General features: G+C 70.8%; 20 protein-coding genes. 11 read left to right on the top strand and 9 right to left on the bottom strand.

The annotated features are described in order from the left end of the window. Position 1 precedes the first annotated feature (1 nt). The 7 genes from ACSHV8_RS28080 (at position 2) to ACSHV8_RS28050 (ending at position 8,178) form a co-directional block, all read left to right on the top strand. Complete coding sequence (locus ACSHV8_RS28080; RefSeq protein ID WP_436520319.1) at positions 2-856, top strand: ABC transporter permease; 855 nt, start codon at positions 2-4, stop codon at positions 854-856. After that, on the top strand, positions 853-2,370 hold the full coding sequence (nikE, locus tag ACSHV8_RS28075; RefSeq protein WP_436520317.1) for a nickel ABC transporter ATP-binding protein NikE: 1,518 nt from the start codon (positions 853-855) through the stop codon (positions 2,368-2,370). Before ACSHV8_RS28080 ends, nikE begins: the two co-directional genes overlap by 4 nt. Then, positions 2,367-3,365, top strand: a complete 999-nt coding sequence (locus ACSHV8_RS28070) for an LLM class flavin-dependent oxidoreductase (protein ID WP_436520315.1) — start codon at positions 2,367-2,369, stop codon at positions 3,363-3,365. Before nikE ends, ACSHV8_RS28070 begins: the two co-directional genes overlap by 4 nt. Next, a complete protein-coding gene (locus ACSHV8_RS28065; RefSeq protein WP_436520313.1) occupies positions 3,358-4,626 on the top strand; it encodes an LLM class flavin-dependent oxidoreductase in 1,269 nt (422 codons plus the stop codon). The genes ACSHV8_RS28070 and ACSHV8_RS28065 overlap by 8 nt, the downstream gene beginning before the upstream one ends. Further along, positions 4,623-5,636 carry an LLM class flavin-dependent oxidoreductase gene (locus tag ACSHV8_RS28060; RefSeq protein ID WP_436520311.1) on the top strand — a complete coding sequence of 338 codons (1,014 nt, stop codon included), beginning with the start codon at positions 4,623-4,625 and terminating at the stop codon, positions 5,634-5,636. The genes ACSHV8_RS28065 and ACSHV8_RS28060 overlap by 4 nt, the downstream gene beginning before the upstream one ends. Positions 5,637-5,640: 4 nt before the next feature. Continuing rightward, positions 5,641-6,756, top strand: a complete 1,116-nt coding sequence (locus ACSHV8_RS28055; protein WP_436520309.1) for an LLM class flavin-dependent oxidoreductase — start codon at positions 5,641-5,643, stop codon at positions 6,754-6,756. 132 nt (positions 6,757-6,888) lie between these two features. Next, positions 6,889-8,178 (top strand): epoxide hydrolase family protein, encoded by a 1,290-nt coding sequence (locus ACSHV8_RS28050; RefSeq protein ID WP_436520307.1) that lies wholly within the window; start codon positions 6,889-6,891, stop codon positions 8,176-8,178. On the opposite strand, the gene ACSHV8_RS28045 is transcribed toward ACSHV8_RS28050, so the two are convergent. Then, positions 8,175-9,131, bottom strand: coding sequence for an aldo/keto reductase (locus ACSHV8_RS28045; RefSeq protein ID WP_436520305.1), 957 nt, complete (start codon positions 9,129-9,131; stop codon positions 8,175-8,177). The genes ACSHV8_RS28050 and ACSHV8_RS28045 overlap by 4 nt on opposite strands. Before the next feature lie 78 nt (positions 9,132-9,209). Between ACSHV8_RS28045 and ACSHV8_RS28040 the strand changes: the two genes are divergently transcribed. Then, the gene (locus ACSHV8_RS28040) at positions 9,210-10,121 is read left to right on the top strand and encodes a LysR family transcriptional regulator (RefSeq protein WP_436520303.1); all 912 of its coding nucleotides are present in this window, start codon (positions 9,210-9,212) and stop codon (positions 10,119-10,121) included. Here ACSHV8_RS28040 and ACSHV8_RS28035 read toward each other — a convergent pair. From ACSHV8_RS28035 to ACSHV8_RS28020, 4 genes are read right to left on the bottom strand one after another with little or no spacing between them, the layout of a single operon-like run. Beyond that, positions 10,099-10,791, bottom strand: coding sequence for a GNAT family N-acetyltransferase (locus ACSHV8_RS28035; RefSeq protein WP_436520301.1), 693 nt, complete (start codon positions 10,789-10,791; stop codon positions 10,099-10,101). The genes ACSHV8_RS28040 and ACSHV8_RS28035 overlap by 23 nt on opposite strands. Then, the gene (locus tag ACSHV8_RS28030; RefSeq protein WP_436520299.1) at positions 10,788-11,765 is read right to left on the bottom strand and encodes an ABC transporter substrate-binding protein; all 978 of its coding nucleotides are present in this window, start codon (positions 11,763-11,765) and stop codon (positions 10,788-10,790) included. Before ACSHV8_RS28030 ends, ACSHV8_RS28035 begins: the two co-directional genes overlap by 4 nt. A 21-nt stretch (positions 11,766-11,786) precedes the next feature. Continuing rightward, positions 11,787-12,542: an amino acid ABC transporter ATP-binding protein gene (locus ACSHV8_RS28025; protein ID WP_436520297.1), complete on the bottom strand. Its 756-nt coding sequence runs from the start codon at positions 12,540-12,542 to the stop codon at positions 11,787-11,789. Continuing rightward, the gene (locus ACSHV8_RS28020; protein ID WP_436520295.1) at positions 12,539-13,453 is read right to left on the bottom strand and encodes an amino acid ABC transporter permease; all 915 of its coding nucleotides are present in this window, start codon (positions 13,451-13,453) and stop codon (positions 12,539-12,541) included. The genes ACSHV8_RS28025 and ACSHV8_RS28020 overlap by 4 nt, the downstream gene beginning before the upstream one ends. 165 nt (positions 13,454-13,618) lie before the next feature. Here ACSHV8_RS28020 and ACSHV8_RS28015 point away from each other — a divergent pair, with 165 nt between their 5' ends. Genes ACSHV8_RS28015 through ACSHV8_RS28005 form a run of 3 tightly spaced genes read left to right on the top strand, consistent with a single transcriptional unit; the run spans position 13,619 to position 16,250 of the window. Further along, positions 13,619-14,473 carry an ABC transporter permease gene (locus tag ACSHV8_RS28015; RefSeq protein WP_436520293.1) on the top strand — a complete coding sequence of 285 codons (855 nt, stop codon included), beginning with the start codon at positions 13,619-13,621 and terminating at the stop codon, positions 14,471-14,473. Between the two features lie 12 nt (positions 14,474-14,485). Further along, complete coding sequence (locus ACSHV8_RS28010; protein ID WP_436520291.1) at positions 14,486-15,505, top strand: taurine ABC transporter substrate-binding protein; 1,020 nt, start codon at positions 14,486-14,488, stop codon at positions 15,503-15,505. Then, the gene (locus ACSHV8_RS28005; protein ID WP_436520289.1) at positions 15,492-16,250 is read left to right on the top strand and encodes an ABC transporter ATP-binding protein; all 759 of its coding nucleotides are present in this window, start codon (positions 15,492-15,494) and stop codon (positions 16,248-16,250) included. The genes ACSHV8_RS28010 and ACSHV8_RS28005 overlap by 14 nt, the downstream gene beginning before the upstream one ends. A 575-nt stretch (positions 16,251-16,825) precedes the next feature. Here the strand turns inward: ACSHV8_RS28005 and ACSHV8_RS28000 are convergent. The 4 genes from ACSHV8_RS28000 to ACSHV8_RS27985 form a co-directional block, all read right to left on the bottom strand. Beyond that, positions 16,826-17,356: a TetR/AcrR family transcriptional regulator gene (locus tag ACSHV8_RS28000; RefSeq protein ID WP_436520287.1), complete on the bottom strand. Its 531-nt coding sequence runs from the start codon at positions 17,354-17,356 to the stop codon at positions 16,826-16,828. Then, positions 17,356-18,219 (bottom strand): class I SAM-dependent methyltransferase, encoded by an 864-nt coding sequence (locus ACSHV8_RS27995; protein WP_436520285.1) that lies wholly within the window; start codon positions 18,217-18,219, stop codon positions 17,356-17,358. The genes ACSHV8_RS28000 and ACSHV8_RS27995 overlap by 1 nt, the downstream gene beginning before the upstream one ends. Positions 18,220-18,252: 33 nt before the next feature. Continuing rightward, positions 18,253-20,535, bottom strand: coding sequence for a putative bifunctional diguanylate cyclase/phosphodiesterase (locus tag ACSHV8_RS27990; RefSeq protein WP_436520283.1), 2,283 nt, complete (start codon positions 20,533-20,535; stop codon positions 18,253-18,255). 160 nt (positions 20,536-20,695) lie between these two features. Continuing rightward, positions 20,696-22,369: a glycoside hydrolase family 13 protein gene (locus ACSHV8_RS27985; RefSeq protein WP_436520281.1), complete on the bottom strand. Its 1,674-nt coding sequence runs from the start codon at positions 22,367-22,369 to the stop codon at positions 20,696-20,698. Positions 22,370-22,390: the final 21 nt, after the last annotated feature.

Below are 22,390 nucleotides of genomic sequence, written 5' to 3'. Positions count from 1 at the left end.
GATGACGATCGCGCTGACCCGGCCCCGCGCCGCCCGGCCGCGCGGCCTGCGCCTGACCCGGCCCGGGGTCGCCCTGGCCGGGCTGTTCCTGGTCCTGGCCCTGACCGCGGCCGCCTGGCCGTCCCTGTTCGCGGGCGACCCGCTGGCCGCCGACCCGTTGCACGTGCTGGAGGGACCGTCGGCCGGGCACTGGTTCGGCACCGACCAGCTCGGGCGGGACGTGTTCGCCCGGGTCGTGCACGGCGCCCGGCACTCGCTGTCCATCGGTGTCGCCGCGACCCTGATCGCGGTCGGCTCCGGCATCCTGCTCGGCCTGATCGCCGGGCTCAGCCACAAGATCGCCGACGAGGCGTTGAGCCGGTCGTTCGACGCGCTCTCGGCGTTCCCGCTGGTCCTGCTCGCGCTGCTGTTCATCGCGATCGCCGGGACCGGCACGACGAGCCTGATCGTGGCGATCGGGCTGTCGCTGGTGCCGCACTTCGCCCGGGTGGTGCGGGCGCAGACGTTCGTGGTGCGGCGGGCCGCGTACGTGACGCACGCCGTCGCCTTCGGCACGTCCAGGTCGCGCCTGGTGCTGCGGCACGTGCTGCCCAACGTCCTCGGCCCGGTCCCGGTGCTGGCCGTGCTCGGCCTGGGCGAGGCGATCCTGCTCGCCGCCGGGCTCAGCTTCCTGGGCATGGGCCCGCAACCACCCTCGCCGGAATGGGGCGCGATGATCTCCGAAGGTCGCGGATACCTGCACATCGCCTGGTGGGCCTCGGTCCTGCCGGGCGCCGTGGTCACCGCCACGATCATCGCGCTGACCGTCGTGGGGCGCTTCTTCCAGCGCCGCTTCGAGGGGCGGGAGCTCCCATGATCCACGTCGAGGACCTGCGGGTCACGTTCCACCTGCCCCGCCGGACCGTCGAGGCGGTCCGCGGCGTCAGCTTCGACATCGAACCGGGCGAGTGCGTCGCCATCGTCGGCGAGTCCGGCTCGGGCAAGAGCGTCACCGCCCGCAGCCTGGTCGGACTGGCCGGTCCGGGCGCACGGGTCGATGCGGACCGCCTGGAGATCGACGGTCAGGACGCGCGCCGCTTCGCGCCCCGGGACTGGCGGCGGTTGCGTGGTGGCTTCGCCGGTCTCGTCCTGCAGGATGCGCTGGTCTCTCTGGATCCGCTGCGCACGGTGGGCGCCGAGATCGCCGAGGTGCTGCGGCTTCATTCCGATAAAAACCGATGTGAGCGTACGGCCGAAGCGCGCCGACTCCTCGAAGAAGTGCACGTCCCCGAGCCCGAGCGCCGGGCGAAACAGTATCCGCACCAGCTCTCGGGCGGCCTGCGCCAGCGCGCCCTGATCGCGTCGGCGCTGGCCGGCGGACCGAAGCTGCTGATCGCCGACGAACCGACGACCGCGCTCGACGCCACGGTCCAGGCGCAGATCCTGCGGCTGCTGGCCGAGCGCCGGGAGACCATGCTTCTGATCAGCCACGACCTCGCCGTGGTGGCTCGACTCGCCGACAGGATCCTGGTGATGAAGGACGGCCGGATCGTGGAGAGCGGGTCCACCCGACGGCTGTTGTCCGGGGCTGATCATCCGTACACCAAGCAATTGATCTCGGCCGCGAGCGGCCGCAAGCGGCCCGCGAAGAGTGAGCCGGGACCGGTCGTCGCCGAGGCGACCGCGCTGCGCAAGGTCTACGGCGACCGCACCGTGGTCCGCGACGTCGGCGTGACCATCCACCGCGGCGAGATCGTCGGCCTGGTCGGCGAGTCCGGTTCGGGCAAGACGACCGTCGCGCAACTGCTCTTCGGGCTGGTCGAACCGACCTCCGGCCAGGTCCGATTCGAGGGGCAGCGGTTCAGCGGGATCCCCGAACGGGCCCGCCGGCCGCTGCGGCGCCGGCTGCAGTTCATCGCCCAGGATCCGCTGTCGGCGTTCGACCCGCGCTGGACCGTGCGGCGCATCGTCGCCGAGGCGTTGCCCCGCGGCGAGGCGGCCGGGCCCGTCCTGGACCGGGTCGGGCTGGGCGAGGACGTGCTCGACCGCTACCCGCGGCAGCTCTCGGGCGGGCAGCGGCAGCGCGTCGCGATCGCCCGGGCCATCGCCCCGCGACCGAGTCTGATCATCTGCGACGAGCCGGTCTCGGCGCTCGACGTCTCGGTGCAGGAGCAGGTGCTCGACCTGCTGGCCGGGATCCGCGAACGTGATGGGACGGCGCTGCTGTTCATCTCGCACGACCTGGGCGTGGTCCGCGATCTGGCCGACCGGGTCCTGGTCATGCACGACGGGCAGGTCGTCGAGGAGGGGGCGACCGTCTTCGACGATCCCCAGCACGAGTACACGCGCCGATTGCTGGCGGCCGTGCCCACTTTGGAGGTTTTGACGTGACATTGCAGGTTGCGGTCGCTTTGTCGGGCCGGTCGTTTGCCGCCTCCGACTGGGTCAGCGCGGTGGGGCAGGCCGATGAGGCGCGGCTGGACTTCGTGACATTCGACGACAAATTCGGGCAGGTAGGGCCGGATGCGGTGCTGGTCGCCTCGCGGGTCGCTCCGGTAACGCGACATGTCGGCCTGGTGCCGGTGGCCACCACCACCCACACCGAGCCGTTCCACCTGTCCACCGCGCTGGCCACGCTCGACTGGATCAGCCAGGGCCGAGCCGGCTGGCAGGTGCGCGTCTCGGCCGACCCGGCCGAGGCCGACCTGCTCGGGCGGCGGGCGCCGCTCGGCTTCGACGACCTGTTCACCGAGGCGGCCGACGCGGTCGAGGTGGTGCGCCGGCTCTGGGACAGCTGGGAGGACGACGCGATCATCAAGGACGTCGCCACCGGCCGGTTCATCGACCGGGACAAGCTGCACTACATCGACTTCGTGGGCGAGCACTTCACGGTCAAGGGCCCGTCGATCGTGCCCCGGCCGCCGCAGGGGCAGCCGGTCATCGCCGCGCTGACCCACCAGGCCCAGGTCTGGGAGCGCCTCGACGTCGACGTCTACTTCGTGACCCCGGCCGACGTGGACAGTGCGGCCACGATCGTGCGGCAGATCCCGGCCGCCAAGAAGGTCTTCGCCGACGTCGTCGCGTTCCTCGACGACGACCAGGAGACCGCGATCCGGCGGCGCGGCGCCACCACCTCCGATGCGGCCGTCTTCGCCGGAACCCCCGCCCAGCTGGCCGACCTGCTCGCCCGCTGGGAGCCGTCCGGGATCGCCGGGGTCCGGCTGCGTCCCGGGGATGCCACCGACCTGACCGCGATCACCCGTGACCTGGTGCCCGTGCTGCGGGAACGCGGCCTGTTCACGCCCTCGACCGCCACCACCCTGCGTGAGCGCCTCGGCCTGCCCGTGGCCGTCAACCGTTACTCCCCGGAGGCCGCCAATGCCTAAGCAGATCATCCTGGCCGCCCACTTCCCCGGCGTGAACAACACGACCGTCTGGAGTGACCCACGGTCGGGAAGCCAGATCGAGTTCTCCTCCTTCGAACACCTTGCGCGTACGGCCGAGCGGGGCAAGTTCGACTTCTTCTTCCTGGCCGAGGGCCTGCGCCTGCGCGAGCAGCGGGGACTGATCCACGACCTGGACGTGGTCGGCCGCCCGGACACCCTGACCGTGCTCACCGCCCTGGCCGCCGTCACCACCCACCTCGGGCTGGCCGGCACCCTCAACGCCACCTTCCACGAGCCGTACGAACTGGCCCGGCAGCTGGCGACGCTCGATCACCTGTCCGGCGGGCGGGCCGCGTGGAACGTGGTCACCTCGCACGGCGCGTTCTTCGGCGAGAACTTCCGGCGCGGCGGATTCCTCGACCACGCCGACCGGTACGTACGGGCCGGCGAGTTCATCGAGGCCGCGCGCACGCTGTGGGACAGCGACGGCGGCGACTTCGCGATCGACAGCACCCAGTTCGGCATCAAGGGCCGCTTCGGGGTGCCGCGCAGCCCGCAGGGCCGACCGGTCGTGCTGCAGGCCGGGGACTCGGCGCAGGGGCGCGACCTGGCCGCCCGTCACGCCGACGCGATCTTCTCGCGGCATCACAAGCTCGAGGACGCTCAGGAGTTCTACCGCGACGTCAAGGACCGGCTTCCCTCGTACGGGAGGGATCGGGATTCTTTGAAAATCATCCCGGGGGTGTCCTATGTGCTGGGGGACACCGACGCCGACGCCCAGGAGAAAGCGCACTACATCCGGCGGCAGCAGGTCACCCCGCAGACCGCGATCCTGCTGCTGGAACAGCTCTGGAACCGGGACCTGTCCGAGTACGACCCGGAAGGGCCGCTGCCGGCCACCGACCCGGTGCTCGACGAGGACGACACGATCATCAAGGGCCGGGCCGGGATGTTCCCCGACCGGCTCAAGACCGCCGGCGAGTGGCGGGCCCTGGCCGAGGCCAAGAAGCTGTCGATCCGGGACCTGGTCATCGAGGTGACCGGGCGGCAGAACTTCATCGGCACGGCCACCCGCGTCGCCGACCAGCTCAACGAGTACGTGCAGACCGACGCCTGCGACGGATTCATCCTGGTCTCGCACCTGACCCCGGCCGGGCTCGACGACTTCGTCGACCAGGTCGTCCCGCTGCTGCAGGAACGCGGGGTGTTCCGCACCGAGTACGAATCGACGACGCTGCGCGGAAATCTGGGGCTGGCATGAAGTTCCTGCTGCTGACCCTGATCACGTACTTCGACAAGGAGAAGAGCCCGGCCCAGCGGCTGCGCGAGGTCGTCGACAGCGCGGTGCTCGGCGAGGAACTCGGCTTCGACGGGTTCGCGGTGGGGGAGCGGCACGAACGCCCGTTCCTCTCCTCGGCGCCGCCGGTCATCCTCAGCCACATCGCCGCCCGGACCTCGACGATCCGGCTCTGGACCGGAGTCACCACGCTCAGCCTGCTCGACCCGGTCCGCGCGTTCGAGGACTACAGCACCCTGGACAACCTGTCCGGCGGGCGCCTCGAACTGATCGTCGGCAAAGGCAACGGGACCGCGCAGGCCCAGCTGTTCCACGTCACCGTGGAGGACCAGTGGGAGCGGCAGCGGGAGAGCTACGAACTGTTCCGGCGGCTCTGGCGCGAACCGTCGGTCACCTGGGAGGGGAAGTTCCGGCCGTCGCTGACCGACGCCGAGACGTGGCCGCGGCCGCTGCAGCAGCCGATCACCGTGTGGCACGGCAGCGCGACCAGCAAAGCCTCGGTCGAACTGGCCGCGCAATACGGCGACCCGCTCTTCTCGGCGAACGTCACCAACCCGATCGAGCCCTACGCTGCCCTTATCGATTTCTATCGGGAGCGATGGGAATTTCACGGTCATGACCCGTCGGCGATCCGCATCGGCGCGGGCAGCGCCGGTTTCTACGTAGCGCGCACGTCGCAGGAGGCGCTCGACGTGTACCGGCCGATCTGGCAGGCCCGGATCGACCAGTTCCGTAAGGTGGGGGTCGAGCCGGTCTTCCCGACCATCGAGGACGCCGTCGAGCGCAGCTCCGCGCTGATCGGCAGCCCCCAGCAGATCATCGACAAGGTGCACCGGTACCACGAACGGTTCGGTCACGAGGTCACCCATCTGTCCGCCGACACCGAGGGCCTCACCGAGAAGCAGCAGCGTGCTTCGCTGGAACTGTTCGCGAGCGAGGTCGCCCCCGTGCTACGCCAGTTGAAAGGGCGGTAAGCCGATGTCCGTACCCCTCTCGATCCTCGACCTCGCCCCGCTCGTCTCCGGCGGCGACGTCGGGGACGCTCTGCGCCGCACCCTGGACCTCGCGCGCAGCGCCGAACACTTCGGCTACCACCGCTACTGGGTGGCCGAACACCACTTCACCCCCGGCGTCGCCTCGGCCCAGCCTGCGCTGCTGCTCGGCCAGATCGCGGCGGTCACCTCCCGGATCCGGCTCGGATCGGGGGCCGTGCAGACCGGACACCAGACCGCGCTGTCCATCGTGGAACAGTTCGGGCTGCTCGACGCGCTGTACCCGGGGCGATTCGACCTCGGGCTCGGCCGTTCCGGCCAGGCCAAAAAAGAGGCGCTGCGTCTGAACAGCGAACCGGTCGTCTCGGACGAGCGCGTCGTCGACGGCCTGCTGATCCCGAAACCGTTCTCCTGGGCGCCGATCTTCGCCTCCGACCGGACCGCGCTGGCCGGCAGCCTGCTCGCCCAGCCCGGCGCCGAACCGCTCGGACTGACCGAGATCCTCGACCAGATCGACGGGCTGCTCGCCGGGCCGTACTCCGACGGCAAAGGCAACTCGGTCACCGCGGTGCCGGGCGCCGGCGCGGACCTCGAGATCTGGCTGCTCGGCAGCAGCGGCGGCGAGAGCGCCCGCACCGCCGGCGCCCGCGGCCTGCCGTTCGCCGCGAACTACCACGTGGCCCCGGCCAAGGTCCTCGAAGCGGCCGCGGCCTACCAGGAATCCTTCGTCCCGTCGGCGAGTCTGAAAAAGCCGCACCTGATGGTCTCGGCCGACGTGGTCGTCGCCGAGGACGACGAAACCGCCCGCCGGCTGGCCGCGCCCTACGCCCACTGGGTCCGCAGCATCCGCACCGGCCTCGGCGCGGTCCCGTTCCCCAGCGAGGAAGAAGCGGCCGCCGCGGTGTGGACCGACGAGGACCGGGCGCTGGTCGCCGACCGGGTCGACACCCAGTTCGTGGGGTCGCCGTCGACGGTCGCGGCCAAACTGGAGACCCTGCGCCGGGTCACCGGCGCCGACGAACTCCTGGTCACCACCATCACCCACCGCCACGCGGATCGGGTCCGCTCGTTCGAACTGCTGGCCAAGGAGTGGGCCGGCTGAACCGGCACCGGTGTCCCCGGGAGGCGGTCCCGGGGGTCACCAGGGTGCGACCAGTGGTCGTCACTGGCTCGCCCGGGCAGGGGAGAGGACGAGTCTTCGTGGGGAGAGAGACGGACCACGAAGGGAAGACCCATGACCACCCGCCGCACGATCATGAAGACCGGGATCGCCGTCGCCGCCACCACCACCGCGGGCGGCGTCCTGGCCGCGGCGCCGGCCTCGGCTGCGACGACGCCGGCCGCGGCCGCCGCCACGCCGAAGATCACCCCGTTCCGGGTGTCGATCGCGAGTTCGCGGCTGACCGAGCTGCGCCACCGTCTCGGTTCGACCCGCTGGCCCAGCCGTGAGCTGGTCGCCGACCGTTCGCAGGGTGTGCAGCTGGCCGCCAATCAGGCTGTCGCCAAGTATTGGGCGCACAAGTACGACTGGCGCCGCTTCGAGGCCAAGATCAACGCCCTGCCGAACTTCAGGACCGAGATCGACGGTCTCGGCATCCACTTCATCCACGTGAAGTCGCCGCACAAGGACGCGCTGCCGCTGCTGGTCACGCACGGCTGGCCGGGTTCGATCGTCGAGCTGATCGACGCGGTCGGCCCGCTGACCGACCCGACCCGCTTCGGTGGGAAGGCGTCGGACGCGTTCCACCTGGTCATCCCGTCGATCCCGGGCTATGGCTTCTCCGACCAGCCGACCGAGCTGGGCTGGAGCGCGGCCCGGGTCGCCACCGCCTGGGGCACGCTGATGGCGCGTCTGGGCTACACCAAGTGGGTGGCGCAGGGCGGTGATGTCGGTGCGGCGGTCACCGACACACTGGGCCGGCTGGCCACCCCGGGTCTGGCCGGCATCCACCTGAACCTGTTCGTGTTCGCGCTGGCCGGTGTGCCGGTGCCGCAGGACACGGCCGACGAGAAGGCCGCGTTCGCCGCCCTGCAGGACTTCCAGAAGACCGGCAGCGCCTATACGCAGGAGCAGGGCTGGCGTCCGGAGACGATCGGTTATGCACTGTCCGATTCGCCGGCGGCGCTGGCGGCGTGGATGCTCGACCACGACACCGACAGCTACACCAAGATCGCGAAGGCGTTCACGGGTGGCTCGGCGACCGGCAATCTGACCCGTGACCACGTGCTGGACAACATCTCGCTCTACTGGCTGACCAACACCGGGGTGTCCGGCAGCCGGATCTACTGGGAGAGCAACCACCCGGCGGCCGGTGGCGACGGCAGCCTGCCGCCGATCACCGTGCCGGTCGGGTTCAGCGCGTTCCCGGGCGAGTTGTTCCAGGCGCCGAAGAGCTGGGTCTCCGCGTACTACCCGACCTTGAGCTACTACAACAAGCCGGTCCGGGGCGGGCACTTCGCCGCCTGGGAGGAGCCGGAGCTGTTCGCCGCCGAGCTGCGCGCCGCTTTCCGGGCTGTGCGTTAACTACGGGAAGTGTTGTAGGCCGCGAAGGAACGCCGATCGCCCCGCCAGGCCGACCGCGGGGCGACGGCGTCCAGTTCGTCCAGGTCGTCGCCGGTGAGCTCGATCTCGGCGGCGGCCACGTTCGACAGCACGCGTTCCGGGTTGCGGCTGCCGGGCACCGGCACCACGTCCCCGCCCTGGGCCAGCAGCCAGGCGAGGGCGAGTTGGCCGGTGCTCACCCCGTACGCCGAAGCCTTGGACCGCAACGCCTCGACCACCTGAAGGTTGGCCGCGAGGGTCTCCCCGGCGAACCTGGGGTCGCCGGCGCGGAAGTCGCCGGGCCCGAAGGGCTCGGTCGGCAACGCGCCGGTGAGCAGCCCGCGCCCGAGCGGGCTGTAGGCGACGATCCCGGCCTCGCCGGCCCGCGCGGCCGGGATGATGTCGTCCTCCGGTTCCCGCCAGGCCAGGGACCATTCCATCTGTACGGCCTCGATCGGGTGCACCGCCCGGGCCGCCGCGAATTCGTCCGGGCTGACCTCGGAGAGCCCGAGCGCGCGCACCTTCCCGGCGGTGACCAGGGAGGCCATCGCGCCGACGGTGTCCGCGATCGGCACCTGCGGGTCGACCCGGTGCAGGTAGTACAGGTCGATCACGTCGACGCCGAGCCGTTTCAGGGACGCGTCGCAGTACGCGGCGACGCGGTCGGGGTGGGCGTCGAGCCGCACCCCGTCCGCGCCGCGGACGATGCCGAACTTGGTGGCGATGACCGCGGACGCCCGGCGCCCCTCGATCGCCCGGCCGATGAGCTGCTCGTTGTGCCCGCCGCCGTAGCTCATGGCGGTGTCCAGCAGAGTCACCCCGTGGTCGAGCGCCGTCCGTATCGTGAGGATCGAGCGGTCGTCGTCGGCCGGTCCGTAGGCCTGGGAGAACCCCATGCAGCCCAGCCCGACCCGTCCCATGGTCGCGGAGATCATGCGTCCAGCCTGCCCCGGCCGGATTGATATGTCCAAGACACGTTCCCGATGGCATTCATCGTGCGGCACGATGAACGGGTGGAGCTTCGACAACTCAGCTACGTGGAGGCGGTGGCCCGCTACGGCGGTTTCACCCGCGCCGCCGAGCGGCTGCACGTCGCCCAGTCCGCGGTCTCGGCGCAGATCCGGGCCCTGGAGGCCGAGCTCGGGGTGGCCCTGTTCGCGCGGACGACGCGGCGGGTGGCGCTGACCCCGGCCGGGGAGATGTTCGTGGCCCGGGCCCGGCGGGTGCTGGCCGAGCTGGACGGCGCCCGGCTGGAGATGGGCGAGATCACCGCGGTGGTGACCGGGCGGGTGACGGTCGGCGCGACGGCCGTGCTGGGTTCCTACGACCTGCCCGGCGCCCTCGCGCGTTTCCACGACCGGTTCCCCGGCATCGCCCTGCGGCTGCGGTCGGGCCTGGTCACCGGCCTGCTCGGCGCGCTCGACAACGGCGAGGTGGATCTGGTCGTCGGGCCGGTCCACGCGGATCTGCCGGCCCGGTTCGAGGCGCTGCCGCTTGCCGACGAGCAGCTGGTCCTGGCCCTGCCGGTCGGTCATCCGCTGAGCGGTTCGGGCCGGTTGAGCCTCGGGGAGTTCCGCGACGAGCCGTTCGTGTGCCTGGCCGAGGGCAGCGGCCTGCGGTGGATCCTGGAGGACGCGGCGCGAACGGCCGGGTTCGCGCCGCGCGTGCCGTTCGAGACGCACAGCCCGCAGAGCATTCGCGAGCTGGTCGCGGCCGGTCTGGGCGTGGCCCTGCTGGCCCGGTCGGTGGCCGAGGAAGATCAAGGGCCATCGATTACGGTACGGAATCTGCACGCCCCGCCGCCGCATCCGCCGATCGGCGTGATCCACCATCGTGACCGGCCCCTGGCCCCGGCCGTCCAGGCGTGCCGCCACACGCTGGTCGAGCGGGCCGCGGCCCCGGCTACGCCCGTCGGTACGCCGTGAAGTCGACCGTCCGCCGCACCGCGAACCCGAGGTTCTCGTAGAGCCGGATCGCCGTCGTGTTGGCCGCCCCGGTGTGCAGGAACGGCGTCTCCCCGCGGGCCCGGATCCCGGCCGCCACGGCCCGGACCAGCCGCGTCGCCAGTCCGCGTCCGCGATGGTCCGCGTCGGTGCAGACCGCGCTGATCTCGGTCCACCCGGGCGGGTGCAGCCGTTCGCCGGCCATCGCGATCAGCTTCCCGTCGTCCCGGATGCCCAGGTAGGTGCCGAGTTCGACGGTCCGCCGCAGGTACGGCCCGGGCTGGGTCCGGGCGATCAGGTCGAGGATCTCCGGCACGTCGGCCGCGGTCAGCGTGACCAGTGACGGGTCCGGTTCGGCCCGCAGCGACACGTCGACCAGCTGCACGCCGTCGATGCTGCGCTCGACCGCCCAGCCGGGGCCGGGGCGCCCGCCCAGACCGGCGAGCATCACGGACTCGCCGGCCGGGACGAACGCGTCGAGATCACGCCAGGCCTGCGGGTCCTGCGGGTCGCCGAGCGCGTGGAACGGCGCCACATCGCTGTGATACCGCGCCGCGAGCCCGTTGACCTGGGCGAACCGGGCGTGCTCGCCGTGCAGCGCGAGCCACGCCGGGTTGTCCAGCACCCGATCGGCCTCGATCGAGGTGGTCACTTGCCTTCCTTGGGCAGGCCCTGCGGGTTGATCTCGGACGAGGTCACCGCCTCGTTGGTCAGGTTCCAGCGCTGCAGGATCTTCTGGTAGTCGCCGGTCGCGATCAGCTTGTCGACCGCCCCGCCGAGCGCCTTGACCAGGCCGTTGTCCTTCTTGGTGGTCAGCGCGATCTTGCCCTGGAGGGTGCCGCCGGCGCCCGAGTAGGTGCCCACGATCTCGAACTTCGGGTCGACCGCGACCTGGTAGGCGACGCTCGGGTTCGGGCCGAGGTAGGCGTCGATCTGGCCGGCACCCAGGGCCAGGTAGGTGGCCTGGTTGGTCTGGTAGTACTTGATGTTCACCGGCTTGAGGCCCTGCTTCTCGGCCTCCTTGCTCCACTCGACCAGGATCTTCTCCTGGTTGGTGCCGGAGCTGACCGCCACCGTCTTGCCGGCCACGTCGGCCGGGCCGGTCACCTTCCAGCCGCTGCCCTTCTTGGTGACGAAGGCCAGGTTGTCCAGGCGGTAGGTGGCGAAGTCGTATCGCTCCTTGCGCTCCTCGGTGACCGTGATGTTGGAGATGCCGACGTTGTACTTGGCGCTGTCCAGGCCGATGAACAGGTTCTCCCACGACGTGTTGTCGACGACCGGCTCCAGGCCGAGCAGCCCGGCGACCGCGTACCCGATGTCCGGCTCGTTGCCGATCAGCGTCTTGTTGTCGGTCGCGGTGAAGGCCAGGGGCGGGAAGCCGGAGCCGGCCGCGCCGACGCCGATGGTCAGCTTGCCGGTCGCCCGGATGTCGGCCGGCACGAGCGCGGCGAGGGCGTCGTCCTTGGCCGGGACGATCCGGTTCTGCTCCGGAGTGAGGTTGAGGGCGGGACCGGCCGAGGCGGATGGGCCCGCGGCCGCGGCCGCCGGTTTCTCCTCCGGGGCGGCGCAGGCGGTCAGGCTCAGGGCCGCCGCGGCGACAAGGACAAATGCCAATTTGGTACGCACGGAGATCTCCTATTTTTGCGATTAGCTCAGGACTTTGGACAGGAACGTCCGCGTCCGCTCGTGCTGGGGGTTGTCGAGAACCTGGGCCGGGGGGCCCTGCTCGACGATGCGACCCTCGTCCATGAAGATCACCGTGTCGGCCGCCTCCCGGGCGAAGCCGATCTCGTGCGTCACCACGATCATCGTGGTGCCGGCCGCGGCCAGGTCCCGCAGCACGTCGAGCACCTCACCGACCAGCTCCGGGTCGAGGGCGGAGGTGGGCTCGTCGAACAGGATCAGGCGCGGTTCCAGGGCCAGCGCGCGGGCGATCGCCACCCGCTGCTGCTGACCGCCGGAGAGCTGGCGCGGGTACGCGTCGACCTTGTCGGCCAGGCCGACCCGATCGAGCAGCGCGCGACTGCGCTCGTACGTCTCAATTCTGTTCTTCTTCAAGGCCGAGATCGGCGCTTCGGCGACGTTCTCCAGGGCCGTGAGGTGCGGGAAGAGGTTGAAGTTCTGGAAGACGAAACCGATGCGGGCCCGCTGCTTGAGGATCTGGCGCTCGCTGAGCTCGTGCAGCTTGTTGCCGGACTGCCGGTAGCCGATCAGCTCGCCGTCGACCCGGACCCGGCCGCGGTCGATCTTCTCCAGGTGGTTGATGCTGCGCAGCAGCGTGGACTTGCCCGACCCGGACGGGCCGAGGATCACGGTGACCGTGCCCGGCGCGACGGTCAGGTCGATGCCGCGCAGCACCTCCAGGGTGCCGAAGGACTTGTGCACACCGGACAACTCGATCATCGCCGGATCGCCGCCTTCAGTCGCTGGAACGGGGTGGGCGGCAGGGTGCGCAGGGCGCCGCGGGCGAAGTAGCGCTCCACGTAGTACTGCAGGATCGAGAGCAGGGCGGTGAGGATGACGTACCAGACCGTGGCGACCAGCAGCAGCGGGACGACCCGCCCGTTGCGGCCGTAGATCACCTGGACCTGGTAGAACAGCTCGCCGATGGCCAGCACGTACACGATGGACGTGCTCTTGAGCAGGTTGACCAGCAGGTTCGCGGCGTTCGGGAGGATCGCCCGCATCGCCTGGGGCAGCACGATCCGGAAGAACTGCCGGCCCCGGGGCAGACCCAGCGCGGCGGCCGCCTCGTGCTGGCCCTGGTCGACGCTGAGCAGCCCGGACCGGATGATCTCGCCGGCGAACGCGGCCTCGTGCAGCGCCAGCCCGAGCAGCGCCGCGCCGAACGAGCTGACCAGGCTGGAGGTGCTGAACGACCAGCCCGGCCCGAACGGGAGGCCGATCTGCAGCTTGTCGTAGAGGTAACCGAGGTTGGCCCAGAACAGCAGCTGCACGATCAGCGGCACGGACCGGAACACCCAGATGTAGGTCCAGCTCACCGCCGACAGGACCGGGTTGCGGGACAGGCGCATCGCGGCGAGCGGGATGCCGCCGAGGAAGCCGAGCACGGCGCCGGCCAGGGTCAGTTCGATGGTCAGCAGGAGGGCCTGCATCACCGACTTCTCCAGGAAGTAGCCGCCGAAGGTGGACCAGTCCCAACCGGGGTTGGTGGCCAGTCCGTGCGCGAATTGGGCGAGCAGGATCAGCACCAGGGCGGTGCCGGCCCAGCGCCAGGGATGGCGGGCGGGGACCACGACCTCGTCGCCGGCCGTGGCCGGGCCGGCCTCTCGTGGTGGAGATAGGACGCTCACCTCGCTGACGGTAGGGAGTCCTTCTTATCGCCCACAAGTCCTATCGGCGGCATATGTTTTACAAGAAAGTTACGGCCATCCATCAAGCGAGACGCCTATTGCCATTAAGTCCATCGGCACGATAGGAATAGCAGGCATTGCCACGTACCCCTGCCAGGAGTTTCCGTGACCACCTTGCTCGCACCTGCCGCGGCACCCGAGCGCGACGCCAAGCCGGCGGCCGCACTCGCACCCGGCGGCGGCCTGCGCCGCCGCGTCGCCCTCCGGCTTCTCGCTTTACTCGTGCTTTACGTTCTCTGGGAGATCACCGCCCGGACGCTGAACAACCCGACGTTCATCCCCGGGCCCGGCGCCGTCTGGCACCAGCTGATCGTCACCTCGACCGTGCACGACGGTGTCCGCGGTTACAGCGGCCACCTGCTCATCGAGCACCTGGGCGTCAGCCTGCGCCGGATCCTGATCGGCTCGGCCATCGGTGTCGCCGGCGGACTGGTCATCGGCGTGCTGCTCGGCACGGTCAGCTGGCTGCGGGTCGTCGCCGAGCCGGTGGTCACGTTCGTCCGGGCGCTGCCCCCGCTGGCCTACTTCAGCCTGTTCATCATCTGGTTCGGCATCGACGAGACCCCCAAGCTGTGGCTGCTCTCGATCGCGGCGCTGCCGCCGGTCGCCGTCGCCACCGCCGCCGCGGTCCACAACGCGCCGTCCGGCCTGGTCGAGGCCGCCCGCGCCCTCGGCGCGAGCCGGTGGCAGTCGATCCGGGACGTGGTGCTGCCCAGCGCGCTGCCGGAGATCTTCACCGGCATCCGGCTCGCGGTCGGCGTCGCGTACTCGTCGGTGGTCGCCGCCGAGACGATCAACGGCGTGCCCGGGATCGGCGGGATGGTCCGCGACGCCCAGCGCTACTCGCAGACCGACGTGGTCGTGCTCGGACTCTTCGCCATCGGCCTGTCCGGCCTGCTCATCGACGCCCTGTTGCGGATCGCCGAGGAACGGCTGATCCCGTGGCGGGGCATTAGTTAAGGATTCTTCCTCATGAAAAAGGTTGTAGCGCTTTTGTCGGTTTTGTTCCTCGCGGCTTGCGGCAACGGTGCTGCCAGCGGGGGAGGCGACGCTTCCAAGAAGTCGATCCGGATCGCCTACCAGGCGTTTCCCAGTGGCGACCTGATCGTCAAGAATCAGGGGCTGCTGGAGAAGGCGCTGCCCGACTACAAGATCACGTGGACCAAGTTCGACTCCGGCGCGTCCATCAACACGGCATTCGTCGCGAAAAGTCTGGACATCGCGGCCATCGGGTCGTCGCCGGTCGCGCGGGGACTCTCGGCGCCGCTCAACATCCCGTACCAGGTAGCTTTTGTCCTTGATGTGGCCGGTGACAACGAAGCGCTGGTCGCCCGCAACGGCAGCGGCGTCACCGACATCGCCTCCCTCAAGGGCAAGAAGGTCGGCACCCCGTTCGCCTCGACCGCGCACTACAGCCTGCTCGCCGCGCTCAATCAGGCCGGCCTGAAAGAGTCCGACCTGACCATCGTCGACCTGGAACCGCAGGACATCCAGGCCGCGTGGACCCGGGGTGACCTGGACGCCGCGTACACCTGGCTGCCCTCGCTGGACGAACTCAAGAAGACCGGCAAGGTCCTGATCAGCAGCCGCCAGCTGGCCACCGCCGGCAAGCCCACCCTCGACCTGGGCGTCGTCTCCACCGCGTTCGCCGACGCGCACCCGGAAGCCGTCGACGCCTGGCGCAAGGCCGAGGCGCAGGCCCTGGACGTCATCGCCAACGACCCGGCGGCCGCGTCCAAGGCGGTCGGCGCCGAACTCAACCTCTCCGCCGACGACGCGCTCAACCAGCTCAAGCAGGGCGTCTTCCTCAAGCCGGCCGACATCTCCTCGGCCGAGTGGCTGGGCACCGAGAACAACGTCGGCAAACTGGCCGACAACCTGGTCAGCGCGGCCGAATTCCTCAAGTCCCAGCAGAAGATCGACGCCGTGCCGACGCTCGACGCCGTCAAGAAGTCGGTCTACGTGAAGGGTTTGCCCAGTGTCCTCGGCTGACGCGGTCGTCCTGGACGCCGTGACGCACTCCTACGGGGACGTCACGGCGGTCGGGCCGGTCGACCTGACCGTGCCCGCGGGCGAGTTCCTGGTCCTGGTCGGAGCGTCCGGCTGCGGCAAGAGCACGCTGCTGCGGCTGATCGCCGGCTTCGAACAGCCCACCTCCGGCACGGTCCGGACCGCGGGCACGGCGCCGGTGCCCGGTCGCGGGGCCGGGCTGGTCTTCCAGCAGCCGCGGCTCTTCCCGTGGAAGACGGTCGGCGGGAATGTCTCCCTGGCCCTTCGCTACGCCGGTCTGGAATCCACGCCGGCCCGGGTCGACGATCTGCTGGCCCGGGTCGGCCTGCACGACGTCGCCAACCGTCGCACCTGGCAGATCTCCGGCGGCCAGCAACAGCGCGTCGCCATCGCCCGCGCCCTGGCCGTCGAGAATCCACTGTTGCTGCTGGACGAGCCGTTCGCCGCGCTGGACGCGCTGACCCGGGAACGCCTGCAGGCCGACCTGCGCGAGGTCAGCACCGCTTCCGGCCGCACGTGCGTCTTCGTCACGCACAGCGTCGACGAGGCCGTCTTCCTCGGCAGCCGCGTCGTGGTCCTGACCCCACGCCCGGGTCAGATCGCCCTGGACCTGCCGATCGCCCTGCCCCGTACCGGCGTCACGTCGGACGAACTGCGTGGCTCCCCGGAGTTCGCGGCGCTGCGCGCCGAGGTCGGCCACGCCATCCGCGACCGCGCCACCGTCTGACCCCACCCGGTTCCCGCCCGGCCCTCACGATCGCAGTCCGAGCTGCTCATCAGCCACCAGCCCCAGCCGCCGAAAGTCAGCTGGTGCTGGTGGCTGTCCGGCTGCTGTTGTGGAGCCGTGAGTGCCAGCTGCAAGCGGTCAGCTGGTGCTGGTGGTTGTCCGGCTGTTGTTGTGGAGCCGTGGGTGCCAGCTGCAAGCGGTCAGCTGGTGCTGGTGGTTGTCCGGCTGTTGTTGTGGAGCCGTGGGTGCCAGCTGCAAGCGGTCAGCTGGTGCTGGTGGTTGTCCGGCTGTTGTTGTGGAGCCGTGGGTGCCAGCTGCAAGCGGTCAGCTGGTGCTGGTGGCTGTCCGGCTGTTGTTGTGGAGCCGTGGGTGCCAGCTGCAAGCGGTCAGCTGGTGCTGGTGGTTGTCCGGCTGTTGTTGTGGAGCCGTGGGTGCCAGCTGCAAGCGGTCAGCTGGTGCTGGTGGTTGTCCGGCTGTTGTTGTGGAGCCGTGGGTGCCAGCTGCAAGCGGTCAGCTGGTGCTGGTGGCTGTCCGGCTGCTGTTTTGGAGCCGTGGGTGCCAGCTGACGACCGCGACTACGGTGGGGTGAGCAGTGACTGGACGGCGGCGGTGAAGGCGGCGTGGTCGACCGGCTCGTCCCAGGCGGTCTGCAGGACCAGGCCCTGGTAGATGGCGATCAGCACCCGGGCCAGGGCGTCGTCCCCGTCCAGGGCGGCCGCGGCGGCCTGAAGGGGACCGTCTACACCGGCCTTGACCAGGGCGAGGATCGCCGGCGAGCGCAGCGCCTCGGCCCACACCTGCACCCCCAGGCGGGCGTCGTCGCGCGCGCCCGGGTCGCCGACCGAGCGGAGCAGGTCGAGGTAGGCCCCGGCCGGGTCGCCGCTCAGGCGGGCCGCGCGCTGCTCGTGCCAGTCGGTGACGATCGCCGCGATCATGTCGTCCTTGCCGGTGAAGTACCGGTAGACGAGCCCGGCACTGATTCCGGATTCACGGACTATGTCGGACATGGACGTACGGTGAAAGCCGTCCCGGGCGAAGCAGCGCCCGGCCGCCTCCAGGATCTGCCGGCGCCGCGCCGCGAGGTGTTCGGAGCTGACCTTGGGCATCAGAGGATCTCCGCCCGCGCGATGCGGTAGAACTCGGCGGCCGGCTCGTCGCGGCCGAGGGGTGTTAGATAACGGTCAGCGGCCGTCCGGGCCGACTCGTCGAGGGTCAGCCGCAGGCCGCGCGCGGCGAGGTACTCCGGCAGCTCGGCCGGCACGAACCCGAACGTCCAGGGCTCGCCACCGTCCCGCACGGCCGCGTGCCACTCCGCGATCCCGGGACGATCGCCGTCCAGGGCCACCCGATCGACGTACGTAAAAATGATTGTGCCTTTGAAGTGCGCGATCTGCCGCAGGGTCGCATCGACGGCCGCAGCGGTCAGGTAGTTCGTCACGCCCTCCCAGATGATCACGGCCGGTTCGCCGGCCGTGAATCCGGCGCTCCGCAGTTCCGCGTCGAGATCGCCGGTGATCAGATCGACCGGCACGAATCGTACGTGACCGCGCTGAGGCAGGCCCACCACGCCGTGGACCAGGCGTTCCTTGGTCGCCTGGGTCGCCGGATGATCCACTTCGAAGACCCGCGCGGCGTCGATCCCGGGCAGCCGGTAGGCGCGACTGTCGAACCCGGCGCCGAGCAGCACCACCTGCCGGACGTCGCGGTGCAGCGCCTCCACGGTGAGGTCGTCGATCAGGCGGGTGCGAGCGACCGCGGACGCGCGGGGCCCGGCCGGCCAGCGACGGTCGATGTAGCGCTCGACGCGCCGGCCGATCGCGGGCACCCGGGCCAGCCCGGCGATCAGGCGATGACTTCCGGTCAAGAACCTTTGCGCGTACGGGTCGTCGACCACCCGGTCGTGCCCCCGCGCCGTCTCGATCGCCCGGAAGAGCGCGACGTGTTCCGCCGAGCGACTGGAGTTCCGCATGCCGCCGACAATAATGAATGAACGTCCACTTTTCTAGGGGAGCGGCTGAACCTCGACCCGCTCGTCGAGGGCCGCGTCGATGAGCGCGGCCGGCCCCGGCTTGGCGAAGTAGTAACCCTGCGCGTACCGATAACCGAGGGCTTCCAGCCGCACCGCCTGCTCGTACGTCTCGACCCCCTCGGCCACCGCCCGCAGCCCGAGCGTCGCCGCGATCGTGCTCAGCGAGGTGGCGATCGCCTCCTGCTCGGCCGTGCCGTTGAGTTCGTCGATGAACGATTTGTCGACCTTCAGCGTGGTCACCGGGCAGGTGCGCAGCAGCGTCAGCGACGACTGGCCGGTGCCGAAGTCGTCCAGGGCCACCCCGACCCCGAGTTCGCGCAGCTCCTTGACCGTGCTCAGCGCCGCCCCGCCGCCGAAGACCGCGGTCTCGGTGATCTCCAGCGTGATCTTGTCGGGGTCCAGCCGGTACCGGGCCATGGTCGAGGCGACCTGGTCCGGCAGGTCCGGGTCGAGCAGCTGCCGGGCCGACACGTTGATGTTGACCCGGAGCGCGTCGGCGCCGTGCTGCCGCTGCCACCGGGCCGCGTCCGCGCACGCCGTCTCGATCACCCACAGGCCCATGTCCAGGATCAGCCCGGTCTGCTCGGCGACCGGGATGAACTCGGCCGGTGACACCTGCGTGCCGTCCGCCGGGTACCAGCGGATCAGCGCCTCGACCCCGGTGATCCGGCCGCCGGGCAGCTCCACGATCGGCTGGTAGGCCAGCTGGAACTCGCCCATGTCGAGGCCCCGGCGCAGCGCCGCGGCCATGTCGGCGTCGTGCTGGGCGGTGCTGTCCAGCTGCGCGGTGTGCTCCTGGAAGTGGTTGGCGCCGGCCCGCTTGGCCGCCTTGAGGGCCAGCTCGGCCCGGCGCAGCAGGTCCGGGACGACCTCGCCGTGACCGGCGGCCACCCCGGCGGTCACGGTGACCATCAGGTCGTGCCCGTCCACCCGCAGCGGCTGCCGGAACGCGCGGACCAGCCGCTCGCCCAGGTGCTCGGCGTCGCCCGGGACGAGGACCCCGAACTCGTCGCCGAGCAGCCGGGCGACGAACGCGTCCGGCCCGAACGTGTCGGTGATCCGCTGCGCGGCGGCCCGCAGCAGCGCGTCGCCCCGCTCGTCGCCGAGCCGGTCGTTGAGGGTGCCGAAGCCGTCCAGGTCGCCGACCGCGACCGCGCCCGGCTCGGTGCGTTCCTGCAGCATGGCGGCGAACCGGCGCCGGTTCGGCAGGCCGGTCAGGTCGTCGTGGTTGGCCTGCTCCTCCAGGCGGTCCATCAGCACGGTGTTGTCCGAGAGGGCGGCGATCTGCCGGATCACCACGAGCGTGATCAGCACGACCGAGCCGCCGGCCAGCCCCGGCGGCAGGTACCCGAGGTGCACGGTGACGAAGACGAGCATGCCGATGGTGATCGCGACCGCGGCGTACGGCACCACGTTGATCCGCCGCCACCGGTGCGCCCACCGGGCGCTGACCGTCCGGGCCGGGTGTTCGGCCGACCGGATCTGCGAGCGGGCGGCCAGCGCGAACATCAGCCCGAGGGGCACCAGCACGATCGCCGACACGCTCAGGTGCGACCAGCCGTCCAGGGCCGGGTAGAGCAGCCACGAGAGGGGTGGGAGCAGACCGGCCGGGGCCAGGTACCAGATGGCCGGTCCGTGCACCGGAGCGGCGCCGGTGATGCCGACCCGGATCACCGCCAGCACCGCGCCGACCGCGGTGACCAGCATGATCATCATCATGCTGGCGTGCAGTCCGGGCATCACCGGACCGGACCGTGGCGGCGGGCCCCCGCCGATCGGGAAGCTCCACACGAAGTGCGAGACGAGCAGTGCCGCGGCCACCCCGACGACCGCGATGTCCAGGCAGATCGCCAGGTTGGCCCGCCAGGTGCGGGGCGGGTGGGGGAGCCGGGCCATCGCGTACGCGCCGGCCGCCACCGCGGCCAGGTAACCGCCCGCGGTGAACAGGTTCATCGTGGTCAGATGCCCGGCGATCACGGTCTGGGTGGCGTGGCTGACCGTCGCCACGGTGAGGAGGCCGGCCGCGGCCGCGAGCCGCCGCCAGAACAGCCGGGCGACTCCCGGGCTCGCCCCGGCGGCGATCAGACTCGCGTACGTCGCGGTCGTCGTCGCCCCGATCGCCGACGGCCACAGCAGCCAGGCCGGCGCCTCCCCGAAGAGCCCGGCCACGCCGAGCACCAGGGACAGGACGGCCCAGAGGGACGCGAGCAGCACGAGACGGCCGGCCACCAGGGCTGGTCGTGGTGTCAGTCGCATGGTTCACCGCCGTCTTCGATCAGGTGTTCTGCCTGATCGGCGGATACCACCGCGAACTGAGGAAACAAAAAAGTGCGGGCGCGACGCGTCCCCCCAGATCGCGTCACGCCCGCACCCCGCCCACCCGCACCGTCCGAGGGTGGCCGGGTCGGATTTCAGATCAGAGGGACCACCAGACGGTCGTGTCGGGCGGCAGGACGACCTCGTCCGGACCACCCTCGACGGGACCGCTGGCCAGCAACAACTCACCGGCCCGGGGAAGGGTGACCGGCTGGTCGCTCATGTTGACGACACAGCGGAAGACCGGCGCGCCCGGCACCTCACGCTCGAACGCGAGGACCCCGGCCGGCGCGGTCACCCAGCGCAGGTTGTCGATCGGCTGCAGCGCCGGGTCGGTGCGCCGGACGGTCAGCGCCGTCCGGTACAGCTCCAGCGTCGAGCCCGGCACCTCGGCCTGCGCCGCGACGCTCAGCCGGGCCCAGGATGCCGGCTGCGGCAGCCAGCTCCCGCCGCCCTCCGGGCCGAACCCGTACGGCGCGACGTCCCCGCTCCACGGGATCGGCACGCGGCAGCCGTCCCGGTACCCGTCCTGGCCCTCGGCCCGGTGGAACGCCGGGTCCTGGCGTGTCTCCGGCGGCAGGTCGAGCACCTCGGGCAGGCCGAGCTCCTCACCCTGGTACAGGTAGGCCGAGCCGGGCAGGGCCAGCATCAGCGCGCTGGCCGCCCGGGCGCGGCGCAGGCCGGCCTCCTCGTCGACGGCGACCGCCTTGCGGCCGGCCACCTCGCCGTCCCCGGTCTGCATGAGCCGGGTGGTGTGGCGTACGACGTCGTGGTTCGACAGCGTCCAGGTGGTCGGCGCTCCGACCGCGCTCATCGCGGCCAGGGAGTCGTCGATCATCTGACGCTGCTCGTGCGTGTTCCACGCCGTACCCAGGTAGCTGAAGTTGAAGGCCTGGTGCAGTTCGTCCTCGCGGACGTAGTGCGACACCCGCGACAGGTTGGGGGCCCAGGCCTCGGCGACGGCGATCCGCTCGCCCGGGTATTCGTCGAGGATCTGCCGCCACGCGCGGTAGATCTCGTGCACGCCGTCGCGGTCGAAGCACGGGCTCTCGCCGACGCCCAGCAGGTGCCATTCGGCGTCCGAGCCGACGTCGGGCAGGCCTTCTTCCTTCACCAGGCCGTGGGCCACGTCGATACGGAAACCGTCGACGCCCAGGTCGAGCCAGAACCGGAGGATCGTCTTGAACTCGTCCCGGACCGCCGGGTGCTCCCAGTTGAAGTCCGGCTGCTCGGAGGCGAACAGGTGCAGGTACCACTCGCCGTCGGCGACCCGGGTCCAGGCCGGCCCGCCGAAGATCGACGGCCAGTCGTTCGGCGGCAGTTCGCCGTTCTCGCCCTGGCCGGGGCGGAAGTGGTAGCGCTCGCGGAACAGCGATCCGGGGCCCTCGGCCAGGGCCTTCTGGAACCATTCGTGCTGGTCGGACGAGTGGTTGGGCACCAGGTCGACGATGACCCGCAGGCCGAGCGCGTGCGCGCCGGCGATCAGCTCGGAGGCGTCGGCGACGGTGCCGAAGATCGGGTCGACGGTCCGGTAGTCCGAGACGTCGTAGCCCGCGTCCGCCTGCGGCGACGAGTAGAACGGGGAGAGCCAGACCGCGTCAACACCAAGATCCTTGAGGTACGGCAGCCGGCCCGTGATGCCGGGCAGATCCCCGATGCCGTCGCCGTTCGAGTCGGCGAAGCTGCGCGGATAGATCTGGTAGATGACCGCGTTGCGCCACCAGGAAGCCGGTGGCGCCTCGACGGTGGGCGGTGCGACCAATTGATCAGTCATGGCGAGGAACGCTAGCAGGCG

Source organism: Actinoplanes sp. HUAS TT8 (assembly GCF_051380535.1).
Lineage (GTDB): Bacteria > Actinomycetota > Actinomycetes > Mycobacteriales > Micromonosporaceae > Actinoplanes.
This window is presented reverse-complemented; position numbering and strand designations above follow the sequence as displayed.